We start from the raw sequence: 13,533 nt of genomic DNA, 5'->3' as shown, positions 1-13,533 counted from the left end.
CCGCTCCGGCGGGGTATGCCGGACCGCGCCTTGATCGAACGCACCGGAGGACAGCGATGGCACAGCTGCGGCAACAGGTCGACCCGCACGAGGTGGGGCTGGACGGGAAGGCGCTGGACCGCCTCGACCAGCACCTCGCCCACTACGTCGACGAGGGGCGCCTGCCCGGTTTCCTCGTGTCCGTCGCCCGCGGCGGCCGGGTCGCGCACCTCACCGCCCACGGCCGGCGCGACATCACCGCCGGACTCCCCGTCGAGTCCGACACGCTGTGGCGGATCTACTCGATGACCAAGCCGGTCACCTCGGTCGCGGCGCTGATGCTGGTGGAGGAGGGCCGGCTCTCGCTCGACGACCCGGTCGCCGCGCACCTGCCGGCCTTCGCCGACCAGCGCGTGTACGTCCGGGGCTCCGGCGCGGACCTGGAGACCCGCCCGGTCGGGCGGCCGATGCTCGTACGGCACCTGATGACCCACACCGCGGGCCTGACCTTCGCCTTCTACCGGTGCCATCCGGTCGACGCCCTCTACCGCGAGGCCGGGCTGGAGTCGGCGGTGCTGCCGGGCTCGGACCTGGCCGGGACCGTCGAGGCGTACGCGCGTCTGCCGCTCCAGTTCGAGCCCGGCACGCAGTGGAACTACTCGGTGGCCACCAACGTCCTGGGCCGGATCGTGGAGGTCGTCTCCGGCCGGCCCCTCGACGAGTTCCTCGCCGAGCGGATCTTCCGCCCCCTCGGCATGCCCGACGCCGGTTTCCAGGTCAGCGGCGAACAGAAGGGCCGGCTGGCGGAGTTGTACGGCGACACCGAGGACGGCGGGATCGAGCCGATTCCCGGACTGCCCCTGTCCGGGCGGCCCCGGTTCCTGTCCGGGAGCGGCGGGATGGTGGCGACCGCGTACGACGTCCACCGCTTCACGGAGTTGCTGCGCCGCGGCGGCGAACTCGACGGCACCCGCCTGCTGCGGCCCGCGACGGTGGACCTGATGACCCGCAACCAGCTGCCCGGCGGCGTCGACCTGCGCACGGCCGGCAGCCGCCCCGCCCACGACGAGCCCGGCAACGACGGCGTCGGCTTCGGCCTCGGCGTCTCCGTGGTGATCGACCCGGAGCGCACCCAGGCGCCCTCCGGGCCCGGCACCTACGGCTGGAGCGGGGTGGCCACCACGACGTTCTGGGTCGACCCGGCCCGCGACCTCAGCGTCCAGTTCTTCACGCAGGTACGGCCGAGGAGGTCGCTGAAGCTCTACCCCGACCTCAAGCGGCTGGTCCACGAAGCGGTCAGGGACTGACCTGCGGGCGCGCGTCGCGGGCCGCCGCGACCCCCGGGTGTCGCGGCGGCCCGCGGCGCGCGCCCGGACCACGGGCGTTCACGGCCGGTGCGGCCGAAACCGTTACGGTCGGGTCCGGTTCGCTCAGGGCCCCTTCACTCAGGGACGGTTCGCTCAGGGCTGGTTCGCTCAGGGACGGTTCGCTCGGGGACGGTTCGCTCAGGACCAGTGCGCGACCGCGTCCAGGTGCGGCAGCCGGTGGTCCAGCCGCTCGCGCTTGGTGCGCAGGTACGTGATGTTGTTCTCGCACGGCTCGATCAGCAGCGGCACCTCCTCGGCGACCTGGATGCCGTTGTCCACCAGCGCCTCCCGCTTGCGCGGGTTGTTCGACATCAGACGGACGGAACGCACGCCCAGGTCGCGCAGGATGTCGGCGGCCACCTTGTAGTCCCGCGCGTCCACCGGGAAGCCCAGCGCCACGTTGGCCTCGACGGTGTCCAGCCCCTCGGCCTGGAGCGCCATGGCCCGCAGCTTGCCCAGCAGCCCGATGCCCCGGCCCTCGTGCCCGCGCAGGTAGACCACGACGCCCCGGCCCTCGGCGACGACGGCCCGCAGCGCCGACTCGAGCTGGTCGCCGCACTCGCAGTGCTGGGAGCCGAACGCGTCACCGGTGAGGCATTCCGAGTGCAGCCGGGTCAGCACGTTCTCGGTGCCGGGATCGCCGTACACCAGGGCCACCTGCTCGTCGCCGCGGTCGTGGTCGAGGTAACCGATCGCCTGGAATTTGCCGTACACGGTGGGCAGCGGCGCATTCACCACGCGTTCCACACCGGTGCGCTGGGGGGACTTCTTGCCGAGCACGCCGAATTTGTCTGTCATGATCTGGTTCCTAAGCAGAGACGAAAGGCCGGGAAAAGATGAGTGGTTCGGGGACGCGGACGGCACGGACGTACGGAATCGTGCCGGCGGACACCACCGAGGACGTGCGGTCGCGCGGCGCGGACCTCCCGGTCCGGGTGGCGGTACTGCCCGTCGGGAGCTTCGAACAGCACGGGCCGTACCTGCCGTTGGCCACCGACACGCTCGTCGCGTGCGCGATCGCCCGGGAGGTGGCCGCCGCGTATCCGGTGCACCTCCTCCCCCCGGTGACCGTCGCCTGCTCGCACGAGCACGCGGACTGGCCGGGAACCGTCAGCATCTCCGCCGTCACCCTTCACGCGGTGGTACAGGACATCGCGGCCTCACTGCGCCGCTCGGGCGTCGAGGCCCTGGTGCTCGTCAACGGACACGGCGGGAACTACGTCCTGGGCAACGCGGTCCAGGAGTCCTCCGCCCGCGGTGAGCGGATGGCGCTCTTCCCGGCCCCGGAGGACTGGGAGGCGGCCCGGGCGGCGTCCGGGGTGTCGACCTCGCTGCTCACCGACATGCACGCCGGGGAGATCGAGACCTCGATCCTGCTGCACACCCATCCCGAACTCGTCCGGCCCGGTTACGAGTCGGCCGATTTCACCGCGGACGACCGTCGCCATCTGCTCACGCTGGGAATGTCCGCCTATACCGATTCGGGCGTCATCGGCCGTCCCTCCCTGGGGTCCGCGGAAAAGGGGAAGGAACTCCTGTCGAGCCTGACGGATTCCTTCGGAACGTATTTCTCGATACTGACGTCCGGGACCACGACGGAGGAGACGGAGGATTCCGAGCGGAATCCCGTGTGACGCGCGGCGCCGGGCCCCGTTCCCGGGGCGACGGCGCCGGACGCCGTCCGCCGGTCCTCCTCCCGCGGCTCGGTCCTCCCCGGCTCCGGACGCCGGCGGGCGACGAGGACGGCGAGGCCCGGCAGCGCGGCCGCGAAGCTGAGCACCCCGTACACGACGGCGACGGCGAGCCCGGTGCTCGCGCCGAGTCCGGCGGCTCCGAACGCCCAGGCGGTGACGCCCTCGCGGGGTCCCCAGCCGCCGACGTTCAGCGGTACGCCCATCGCGAGCAGCGCGAGGACCGCCAGCGGCAGCAGCGTGAGGACGGGCGCGGCGGAGCCGGCCGCGCGGGCGGCCACGACGAAGGTGGCCAGGTGTCCGGCCAGGACGACCGCCGACGCCAGGGCGACGCCCGGTCCGTTGCGCCGGGACAGCAGTCCCTCGCGCGCCTCGGCGAGCGCCTTCCGCGTCCGTCCGCCCCGGCGGGCCGCCGGGGAGTTCATCCGCACGGCGAGGACGACGGCGAGCGCGCCGACCGCGCCGAGGCCGACGGCGGGCGCGAAGTGCCGTACGTCCGCCATGACGGGGGACGGCAGGGTCAGCAGGATCGCCGCTCCGGCGAGGGCCAGCGCGAGCTGGCCCGCCGTGCGCTCCAGGACGACGGCCCGTACGCCGCGTCCGACGTCGCCCGCGCTCCGTCCGTGGCGCACGGCGCGGTGCACGTCGCCGAGGACGCCGCCGGGCAGGGCGGCGTTGAGGAACAGCGAGCGGTAGTAGTCGGCGACGGCGGGCCCGAGCGGGAGGTGGATCCGCAGTCCACGGGCCACCAGCGCCCAGCGCCACGCGCTGAACACGGTGGTGACGGCGCCGATGCCGAGCCCGAGGAGCAGGGTGACGGCGTCGATGCGCCGCAGTCCGTCCACGACGGGGCCGGTGCCCGTCCGCCACAGCAGGACGGCGAGGATCAGGGCCCCGGCGAGGGTGCCGCCGTGGGTGCGCAGCGCCGCGAAGCGGGAGGGCGCGGCCGGCCGCGGGTCCGGCCCGGTCACGACCGCACCACCGGTACGGCCCTTCGGCACGCCCCCGGTCACGCCGTCGGTACGGCCCTCGGTCACGGTCGCGTCGGTGCGGTCCTCGGAGACGGCGGGGCCGGCCGGTGCCGGGAACGTCACGGCCGCGGGCACGACCGCCGTACGGCGCGCGGGCGCGTCCGCCGGGGCCGTGCGGGACGCGAGCAGGTGCACGGCCGCCCGGGCGACGTCGTCGCGCGGGGGCCGTCGTACGGTCGTCCGCCCGCACCGCGCCGGCGGTGCCGGCGCCGGGACGCCCGCGCCCGCCGTCTCCGCGCTCATCAGGCGCCGCCCGTGGGCCGGGCCAGGGCGAGGAGGTCGCTGTGGTGGACGGTGACGTGGAGTTCACCGGCCGCGCAGGCCGCCAGCCGGGCCGCGAGGTAGGCCTCGGCGCGGGCCGCGAGGCCGGGGCGCTCCTCCACGGCGGCGCCGACCCAGCCGCGCAGCCACTGGGCGGTGAGCGCGGCCTCGTCGGGGCCGAGCCGCCAGGCACTGGGGTGCACCTTCACGGTCGCGCCGTGGTCGGCGAACGCCTCGCAGGCCGCGGTGACCGCGTCGGGGCCGAGGAGGCCGCCGCGCCGCTGGTGGTCGTTGAACGCGGCGGCGATCTCCTCGTCCATCGGGTCGGGGTCGGTCAGTTCGACGCGCCCGGCCACCGAGAGGGTCAGCAGGGCGGGGCAGCCGGCGCCCGCGCAGGCCGCGGCGAGGGCGTCGGTCTCCTCGCGGGTGAGGACGTCCAGCAGCGCCGACGCGGTCACCAGGGAGGCGCCGACCAGGGCGTCCGGGGTCAGCCGGGCGACGTCGCCGCGCCGGGTCTCGACGGTGACCCGGCTGCCGTCGGCGGCGGACCGCGGGGAGCCGACGGCCGCGAAGTGCAGCAGGTAGGGGTCGCGGTCGTGCAGGATCCAGTGCTGGGGGCCGTCCAGGCGGGGGGCGAGCCAGCGGCCCATCGAGCCGGTGCCGCAGCCCAGGTCGTGCACGACGAGTCCGCCGGTGCGCCCGGGCAGGTTGGCCAGCCGGATCCGCAGCGGGTCCAGCAGGTCGGCCGCCCGTGCGGCGGCGTCGGCGGGCTCGCGCAGCCGCAGCCACTCGGGTGCGTAGCGGGGCGGCTCCTGCTCCGTGCCGCCCCCCTCCCGCAGCCGTACGGTCGGCCGTTCGCCGGGGCGGGTCACCGGGCCGGCGCCCGCGATGACACCGGATGTCCGCGCTTCCATGTCCGAGGACACCTCCCGAGGTCCGGGCTGGGCGGGAATCCGCCCGGCCTGCCGTGCCAGGTCGGCCGGGGTCGCCGTGGTCTTCCTCATGCCGCCCTCCGGGGTTCGCCGGGCAGCCGGCCGAGGACGCCGGCGAGGCGCTGGGCGGTGCTCGCCCAGCCGCCCAGGGCCGCGCGCCGGCCCCGTGCGGCCGCCTTCAGCCGGCGCCGCACGTCCGCCTCGCCGAACCAGCCGCGCAGTTCGGCGGCGAGGGCGGCCGGGTCCTCCGGCGGCACGAGGATGCCGGGGACGCCGCCGTCGGGGGCGCGGCCGACCGCCTCGGGCACGCCGCCCACGTCGGTCGCGAGGACGGGGATGCCGCGGGCGAGGGCCTCGGTGACCGCCATGCCGTAGGTCTCGGCGTAGGAGGTGAGGACCATCAGGTCGGCGGTGGCGTAGGCGGCGTCGAGCTGGGCGCCCGCCTTGGGGCCCGCCAGCTCCAGGCGGTCCTGGAGGCCGTACTCGCGGATGAGGCCGCGCAGGTGGGCGACGTACTCCGGGTCCTGGCCGAGGCCGCCCACGCAGGAGCAGGTCCACGGCAGGTCGGTCACCGAGGCCAGTGCCTCGATCAGCCGGTGCTGGCCCTTGCGGGGCGTCACCGCGGCCACGCACAGCAGGCGGGAGACGCCGTCGGTGCCGGAGGCGAGGGGGGCGATGTCGGCGCCCGGCGCGGCCTCGTGCACCTTGTCCGGGGCGAGGCCGTGGTGCGAGACGAGGCGGCGGACCGCCCAGTCGCTGGTGGCGATCACCGCGGGGACGGCACGCAGCACCGCCCTTTCCCTGGCGTCGAGTTCGGCGGCGAGCACCGGGTCGAGGCCGGTCTCGTCGCCGAGCGGCAGGTGCACCAGGACGGCGAGCCGCAGCCGTTCCGCCTCCGGGACGACGATCTCCGGGACGCCGCAGGCCACCAGGCCGTCCAGCAGGACGACCGTCCCGTCGGGCAACTCCCTCAGCGTTCGGGCCAGTTCGGCGCGGGCGGCGGCTCCCGGGCGGGGCCACTCACCGGCGACCCGGTGCTGGTGGACCTGCCAGCCGAAGCCGGGGAGGTCCAGGCAGACGCGGCGGTCGTAGGCGTTGCCGCCGCTGGGGTTCGCCGGGTCGTCGACGCCGCCCGGCATGACGAAGTGCACGGAACGCAGGGACATGGGGATGATCCCCCCGGTCTTCGGGGCCGCCGGCGCGGTCTTGGGGGCCGCGGACGCGGTCTTCGGGGCCGCCGGCTGCGCGGGCAGGTAGGCGAGCGGGGCCTTTTCCATCGTCGCGTCGGTCACAGCGCACGCTCGTAACTCGCCCAGGCGACGTGCGACTCGTGCAGGGTGACGGAGAGGGCGGCGACGCCGCGGGCGCCCTCGCCGAGCGCGCCCTGGTGGATCCGGTCGGCGAGCCGGTCGGCGATCACCTTGGCGAGGAACTCGGTGGAGGTGTTGACTCCGGCGAAGTCGGGCTCGTTGTCGAGGTTCCGGTAGTTCAACTCGCTCACCACGGCACCGAGTTCCTGGGTCGCCAGGCCGATGTCGACGACGATGTTGTCGTCGTCGAGCTGCTCGCGGCGGAAGGTGGCGTCCACGAGGAACGTCGCTCCGTGCAGGCGCTGAGCGGGTCCGAAGACCTCACCGCGGAAGCTGTGGGCGATCATGATGTGATCGCGGACGGTGACACTGAACAACGGACGACCCTCCAGGTGCGGCGCGTCTGGTCCCCCGGCCGTCTGCCGCCCGGGGGTGCCGTGTAGTACGGCTCATCGCTTCCCCGCGTTCAGCCGGATCTCACTCTTTTCTCAGGTCAGGCGCCCGCGTCGTATCTCACACGGTGACACAGCGCCGGAATCCGGCCGTCGGCGAGGGCCGGCATCACCTCGGGCAGCTCCTCGAACGCGCTCTCGCCGGTGACGAGCGCGTCGAGCGCCGGATCGGCGAGCAGGTCGAGCGCGAGGGCGAGGCGGTCGGCGTAACTCCGGTTCGCGCGGCGCGGGGAGACGGTGCCGACCTGGCTGCTGCGGATCACCAGTCGCCGGGAGTGGAAGGCCTCTCCGAGCGGCAGGGAGACCTTGCGGTCGCCGTACCAGCTCAGTTCGAGGACGGTGCCTTCGGCGGCCAGCAGTTCCAGGGACCGGGCGAGCCCCTGCTCGGTGGCGCTGGCGTGCACGACCAGGTCGCAGCCGCCCAGCGCCTCCTCGGGGGAGGCGAAACCGACGCCGAGCGCCTCGGCGGTCTTCGCCCGCGCCGGGTCGGCGTCCACCAACTGCACCCGCACGCCCGGGAAACGGCGCAGCAGCGCGGCCACCGAGCAGCCGACCATGCCTCCGCCGACCACCGCGATCCGGTCGCCGACCAGCGGCGCCGCGTCCCACAGGGCGTTCACGGCCGTCTCGACGGTGCCGGCCAGGACGGCCCGTCCGGGGGGCACCGAGTCGGGGACGACGGTGACCGCGTCCGCCGGGACGACGAAGCGGGTCTGGTGCGGGAAGAGGGAGAAGACGGTGCGCCCGGCCAGCTCCCGCGGCCCTTCCTCCACCGTCCCCACGTTGAGGTAGCCGTACTTCACGGGCGCCGGGAAGTCGCCCTCCTGGAACGGCGCCCGCATCACCGCGTGCTGGCTCTCGGGGACCCCGCCGCGGAAGACGAGGGTCTCCGTGCCGCGGCTGACCCCGGAGTACAGCGAGCGGACGACGACCTCGTCCCGCGCCGGGTCCGGCAGGGCCACGTCACGGATCTCCCCCTGGCCCGGCGAACCGATCCAGAACGCACGTGCGGTGCGGTTCATCGGCGTCCTCCTGAACGTTCGGGAACTTGCTCACGTACCGAGGTGTGCACAGGTCGCGCACAGTACGCGGCCTTGATCGACTCTGTCACCTGGCCGGAGGATGTGCGGTGGCCCTGAACGACATTTACGACGCGAGGCCGGTCCAGCAGGAGACCGCTGCGGGAGCGGGCGTGCAGATCCTGGTGCTGGCCCTGCTCGGTACGGCGACGGGCCTGGGCCCGGCGGGCTGGGTGACCGGCCTCGTCTTCGCCGTGGCCACCTGGGCGGTGCTCTCCCGGGCACTGCACCGTTCGGGTCTGCGCACGTTCGGCCCGGCGAACCGGGTCACCCTCGGCCGGGCCACCCTGGTCGGCGGCGTGACGGCCCTGGTGGCGGACTCCTTCGTGAGTACGCCGCCGGTGTCCCTGCTGGTCGGCCTGACGGCCGTGGCCCTCCTGCTGGACGGCGTGGACGGCAAGGTGGCCCGGCGCACGGGCACCTCGACGGCCCTGGGCGCGCGCTTCGACATGGAGGTCGACGCGTTCCTGATCCTGGTGCTCAGCGTGTACGTCTCCAGGGAACTGGGCCCCTGGGTCCTCCTGATCGGCGGCATGCGCTACGCCTTCGTCGCCGCGGCCCGCGTGGCCCCGTGGCTGAACGCCCCGCTGCCCCCGTCCTTCGCCCGCAAGACGGTCGCCGCGCTGCAGGGCGTCTGCCTGCTGCTGGCGGGCTCCGCGCTGCTGCCGCACCTGGCGAACCTCGTGGTCGCACTGGCCGCGCTCGGCTCCCTGGTGTGGTCCTTCGGCCGCGATGTGCTGTGGCTGTGGCGCACCTCCCGTACGGCCGGGGGGAAGACGACGACGGGGCAGGTGCTGCCCGAGCCGCTGATGCTGGAACTGGCGGCGCGCTGAGGGAAGCCGAGGGGAGCCGAGGGGAGCCGAGGAAAAGCGGCACCGGAGCGCCCTCGGCGCCACCGCGCCCTTCACCGCTCCGCGGGCGTGGTGCCGGCGGGCGTGGTGTCGGCGGACACGGTGTCAGGGGAACACGGTCTCAGGGGGCATGTCTCCGGCGGACATGGTGCCGGTGGGCATGATGTCGACGGACAGGGCGTCAGTGGACGGGGTGTCAGTGGGCGGGGCACCGCCGGGCGGGGCAGGGTCCAGCGCCACGTCGATCACGTCGACCAGCCGGCGCAGCTTGTGCTGGGCGCGGACGGCGTCGGGCAGCGGCACGTGGACGACGGCTCTGGCCGTGTTCGCCGGTGCGGTGGTGTAGGCCAGGTCTCGTACGTGGTGGTGGTTGAGCGTCGTGGCGAGCCGGGCGAGGGTTCCGTGGCCGGGCCGCAGGGTGACGGTGAGCCGGATGTGTTCCATGGGTGGTGGTCCTGTCCGTGGGGTGGCGTCGTGGGCCGGGAAGTCCTTGGCCGGGGGTGGTGGCCGGGAAGCCCTGGTCGGGGTCGGGGTGGAGTGGGGGCGAGGTGGAGTGGGGTCGGTGTCGGTGTCGGCAAGACGTGAGCCGGAAAACAGAAAGACCCCTCGCGAGGCGCGAGAGGTCTGCGTGCGGGCGGTGAGGTGCGGGAGGGTCACTCCCGACGGCTCGGTGCCGGCACGCCGCCGCCGATGATCAGCCGCTGCTGCATGACGCGCATGCTGGCAGATCGGACCACTGTACGGAATGCCGTCTCGCATCGCGGACGGGAGGGACCGACGGCCCGTCCCGTCGACGGCGTGCGGGGGGGGGTGGTGGGGTACGACGCTCGCGTCCGCCGTGGCCCGGGCGATCCGGCCGGCAGTCGTCAGGCGGGCTCGGGCTCGGACGACCAGGACCGTGCGCGGCAGTGGCAGTGGCAGTGGCAGCGCGGAACGGGTGACGGTGGCCCGGCGGCGGGCGAGGCGGGGGCGGGTTCCGGGCCGGGAGGCGCGGCCGGTTCCCGAGGACCGCGCCGACCTCGACCATCCGCTCCCGGCCTTCTCCTTCGGCCTGACGGCCGCGGTCCGCAGGGGCGGACCCGCCGGCGACACGGCGCACCCGGACGAGAAGCGCGACGTCTTCGCGGCAGGCCGCACACCCGACGGCGGGGACGAGAGCACGTCACGTCCCCGGCACCTCCAGACGCCCCATACACGGACCGCTCCGGCACACGCCGTCCACCGAACGTGTCCGTACGCCGACCGAGCGCGAACACGAGCGGCGCATCCCCTCTGACCTGGTGTCACTTCCCTTTGCCGGGCCGGAGAGGAGGTTTCGCGCCCGGAAGGAAAGAAGTCTTGGCGCGAGTGATCATCGCGTGATATCCATACCTCTCGATCGTTGCACACAACATCCACAAGATGTTCACTTCTCGTTCGCAGGTGTCCTGCAGCCCTGCAAGCCCCTCTGTCGTACCTGCACCGCCGGCGACCGCCGGTGTTTCCGCTTGCCCGTAGCGGCCGTTCGGAGATGAGCCCCGCGCGGTGAGCGGATCCGAAGCGCTCCGCCGTTCGCCCCGCTGGTTCCACCGCCTCTGAGGAAACCCCTTGCCCACTTGCACGTCCTGTGCCTCCGACCTGTCCGAGGGTCAGAGATTCTGCGGAAGCTGCGGCTCCGCCGCAGGCACAGCCACCCCGCCGTCGTCGGCACCGCCGCTTGCTCCTGCTCCCCCGGCACCTCTGGTTCCTTCGGTTCCTACAGCGCCTCCGGTTCCTCCGGTTCCTTCGGTGACGGCCACGTCCGCTCCCCCGCCCACGGTCGCCTCGACCGCCGCGCCCGCTGTCACCGCCGTGGCCGGGCCTCCGCCCACCGCCCCCTTCGGGCCGCCGCCCTCGGTCCCGCCGGCCCAGGCACCGGCCTACGGCCCGGGGCCTGGGCCGGGCGCGGTCCCGGGGCCGGGTGCGGGACGGCTCGCGGCCTGGTGGCGGGCCGCCCTGCCCGACCTGCCGTCCGCGAAGGCCGTCGCCCTCGACACACTGGCCGCGCTCGGTTCCCAGTACGCCCTGGTCCTGGTGCTGGTGACCGTGGGCGTCTGTTTCCTCCCGGGCGGCCACCACGGCAACCTGGTCGACTGGCTCACCAGCGCCGCGATGTTCGCCGGACTCGCCCTGCGCGGAACCCTGAGCCTGTCGGTCGCGGCGTCCACCGGCTCCGACGCGTTCGGTTCCAGTGATCTCGGCTCCGACTACGACAGCGACTACGACTACGACGGCGGCTACGACTCCGGCTACGGCAGCGGCGTCGCCGGAGCGGGCGACCTCGGGCTGACCTTCCAGCCGCTCCTGCTGACCTGCACCGCGCTGTTGGCGGTGTGGTGGTTCGCACGCCGCCGCGAGGCCCTGTCGCCGGCGCCCACCCCGGCCCGGGCCGTGGGCCGTTCGGCGACGGCGGCGCTGGTCCACACAGCGGCGATGAGCCTGCTCGTGACCGTGGCGCACGCGGGCTCCGGTTACGGGCTGGACACGGACGACGACGGTCTGCCGGTCTCCCTCGACCTGGGGGTCGGCGTCTGGCCGATGCTGGTCCACGCGTTCGTGCTGGTCTTCCTGGCGGACTGGGCGGCGCGCAGCCGTCACCGGCTACGGCAGGCCGTACGGAGCACCTCCGCGCGCTGGGCGGACTGGTGGGCCGCCGCGACGACCGCGGTGTCCGCCACCGTCGCCCTGCTCGCCGCGGCGTTCCTCGCCTCGTTCGTCTACCTCGTCGTCGGCGACACCGGCAACCTGGGTTTCGGCCGGTCGCTGGCCATCGCCCTGTTCGCCGCGCCCAACGTGGCGATCCTGCTCGGCGGCGCGATGATGGGCGCGACGCTCGGCAGTTCGGCCGACGGCAGCGTGTCCACACAGCTGGGCTACGGGAGTTCCGGCGCGCCCGCCCTGCACAGCAGTGAGGAGGCCGGGCTGCTGCACGGCGGGACACCCGCCGCCTCGTACCTCCTCCTGCTGGTCACCGCGCTGGTGTTCGTCCTGTTCGCCGTGCGCCACGCGTTCGGCCGCGATCCGCGGGAGCGGACGTGGAAGGCGATGCGCGTCGCCGTCGTCATGGCGGCGCTGTGGGGGGTGCTGGCCTGGCTGTCGACCGTCAGCGCGAGTTCGTCGGGCAGCCTGCGCCTGGAGGTACTGCTCTCCGCGTCCGGTGACGCCCGCATCGACGCGTCCGCCGGCCTGCTGGAGCCCAGCTCGATCCTCGTCGCCCTCGGCTGGGGCGCGCTGATCGCCCTGGCCACGCGGTTCCTGGCCCGGCCGCTGGCCGGCACCTTCCCGCGGGCGGCGGCCCGGCTGACCCGCCTGCCGGGCCAGCCGGTCCACCCGCAGTGGGCGGCACTCCTCGGGGACGCCCTGGACCGCGCCGGACGCCCGACGCCCGCCCGTCTCCTGCCGTCCCTGACGGAGCCGTTGGCGAACCCGCCGCTCTCCGTCAGCCCTCGCCGCGCCCGCGTGATCACGGCGGCGCTCGGCATCGTCGTCCTGCTCGGCGTCGGAGGCTACGCGGCCGACAAGGTGATCGCCGACAAGGTGTACGGCCCGCAGAACGTCGCCGAGGACTACTTGAACGCCCTGTCCGAGGGGCACGCCGCCGACGCCCTGGCCCACCTGGCGGACGCGCCGAGCGCCGGCCCCCTGCTCGGCGACGCCGCTCTCGGCGCCCAGCTGAAGGCGGCACCGCTGACCGGCGTGAAGGTCGAGGACGTCGACGTCGACGACGACCGCGCCACCGTGTCCGTCAGCTACAGCGTGGGCGGCCGGCCGCAGACGGCGGACCTGAGCATGGTCGCCGACGACGAGGACGAGCACTTCGGCCTGTGGCCGCGGTGGAAGGTCTCGGACGGTCTGGCGCACATCGAGGTGACGGCGCCCTCCGCGCTGTCCGGCGTGCGGGTGAACGGGCAGCAGGTGCCCGCCCCCGACGGGGCGACCGGTGACCTCGCCGTCTTCCCGGGTGCCGTGACCGCCGGTGGCGCGGCCGGCTCCTCCCTCCTGGAGGTGGGCGGCGACTCGCTGCTCACGGTGGAGCCCGGGGCGGACGCGGGAGCTTCGGCGACGCTCACGCTCACGCTCACCAGCGCCGGCGAGGAGTCCGTGCGGCAGGCCGCGCGGGACGCCCTGACGTCGTGCCTGTCCGCGGCGACGGAGTTGGAGCCCATGGACTGCCCCGTGAGCTACTACACCTGGGACGAGGTGTCGGACGTGAAGTGGTCCCTCGCCTCGGAGCCGGAGACCTACGTCGAGGTGGACGACTACACCGGCGACATCACGGTGGAGGGCGCCTTCGACGCGGCGGTCACCTACCGCCTCACCGAGTCGACCGACTCGGCCGACTCGGCCGACGGCTCGGAATCCGGTGACTCCCCGCAGGAGGACCAGCCGGAGACGGACCCGGAGACGGACACCTACACCTTCACGGGCTCCGTCGACTTCACCGACGGAAAGCCGACCGTCAGCCTCGACGGCTGACTCCCGGCCCGCCTCTTCCCTCCGACCCGAGTACGGGAAGACTCGCACCGTCTGCCGCGCCCACCTCCACCGCCGGGGAGCGGCCC

Annotated in this window: 10 protein-coding genes and 1 pseudogene; 4 read left to right on the top strand and 7 right to left on the bottom strand. The window is 74.2% G+C overall.

Translation table 11 applies throughout. The features are described 5' to 3' along the window. Positions 1-56: 56 nt before the first annotated feature. Positions 57-1,286 (top strand): serine hydrolase domain-containing protein, encoded by a 1,230-nt coding sequence (locus ACZ5FU_RS08385; RefSeq protein WP_468647055.1) that lies wholly within the window; start codon positions 57-59, stop codon positions 1,284-1,286. 198 nt (positions 1,287-1,484) lie between these two features. Here the strand turns inward: ACZ5FU_RS08385 and ribA are convergent, their stop codons facing one another. After that, complete coding sequence (gene ribA, locus ACZ5FU_RS08380; protein WP_451530864.1) at positions 1,485-2,144, bottom strand: GTP cyclohydrolase II; 660 nt, start codon at positions 2,142-2,144, stop codon at positions 1,485-1,487. Between the two features lie 38 nt (positions 2,145-2,182). Between ribA and ACZ5FU_RS08375 the strand changes: the two genes are divergently transcribed. Continuing rightward, positions 2,183-2,980 (top strand): creatininase family protein, encoded by a 798-nt coding sequence (locus ACZ5FU_RS08375; RefSeq protein ID WP_451530863.1) that lies wholly within the window; start codon positions 2,183-2,185, stop codon positions 2,978-2,980. 188 nt (positions 2,981-3,168) lie between these two features. Here the strand turns inward: ACZ5FU_RS08375 and ACZ5FU_RS08370 are convergent. The 5 genes and pseudogenes from ACZ5FU_RS08370 to ACZ5FU_RS08350 form a co-directional block, all read right to left on the bottom strand. Then, positions 3,169-4,311: pseudogene (locus ACZ5FU_RS08370) on the bottom strand (lysylphosphatidylglycerol synthase transmembrane domain-containing protein); the annotation flags it as partial. Further along, a complete protein-coding gene (locus ACZ5FU_RS08365; RefSeq protein ID WP_451530862.1) occupies positions 4,311-5,333 on the bottom strand; it encodes a class I SAM-dependent methyltransferase in 1,023 nt (340 codons plus the stop codon). The pseudogene ACZ5FU_RS08370 and the gene ACZ5FU_RS08365, both read right to left, overlap by 1 nt. Beyond that, entirely contained in the window at positions 5,330-6,538 is a 1,209-nt protein-coding gene (locus tag ACZ5FU_RS08360; protein ID WP_451530871.1) for a glycosyltransferase family 4 protein, read from the bottom strand. Before ACZ5FU_RS08360 ends, ACZ5FU_RS08365 begins: the two co-directional genes overlap by 4 nt. Positions 6,539-6,549: 11 nt before the next feature. Beyond that, entirely contained in the window at positions 6,550-6,948 is a 399-nt protein-coding gene (locus ACZ5FU_RS08355; protein ID WP_451530861.1) for a 6-pyruvoyl trahydropterin synthase family protein, read from the bottom strand. Between the two features lie 116 nt (positions 6,949-7,064). Next, a complete protein-coding gene (locus ACZ5FU_RS08350) occupies positions 7,065-8,045 on the bottom strand; it encodes a zinc-dependent alcohol dehydrogenase (protein WP_451530860.1) in 981 nt (326 codons plus the stop codon). A 107-nt stretch (positions 8,046-8,152) separates the two neighbouring features. On the opposite strand from ACZ5FU_RS08350, the gene ACZ5FU_RS08345 reads away from it, so the two are divergent. Further along, complete coding sequence (locus ACZ5FU_RS08345) at positions 8,153-8,935, top strand: CDP-alcohol phosphatidyltransferase family protein (protein WP_451530859.1); 783 nt, start codon at positions 8,153-8,155, stop codon at positions 8,933-8,935. Positions 8,936-9,058: 123 nt separating this feature from the next. Here the strand turns inward: ACZ5FU_RS08345 and ACZ5FU_RS08340 are convergent, their stop codons facing one another. Beyond that, positions 9,059-9,397, bottom strand: a complete 339-nt coding sequence (locus ACZ5FU_RS08340) for a hypothetical protein (RefSeq protein ID WP_468834324.1) — start codon at positions 9,395-9,397, stop codon at positions 9,059-9,061. A 1,323-nt stretch (positions 9,398-10,720) separates the two neighbouring features. On the opposite strand from ACZ5FU_RS08340, the gene ACZ5FU_RS08335 reads away from it, so the two are divergent. After that, positions 10,721-13,447, top strand: coding sequence for a hypothetical protein (locus ACZ5FU_RS08335; protein ID WP_468834327.1), 2,727 nt, complete (start codon positions 10,721-10,723; stop codon positions 13,445-13,447). Positions 13,448-13,533 lie beyond the last annotated feature (86 nt).

The organism is Streptomyces sp. NPDC031554 (genome assembly GCF_055580685.1).
The sequence above is the reverse complement of the archived record's forward strand: the minus strand, read 5'-3'. Positions and strand labels throughout refer to the sequence as shown.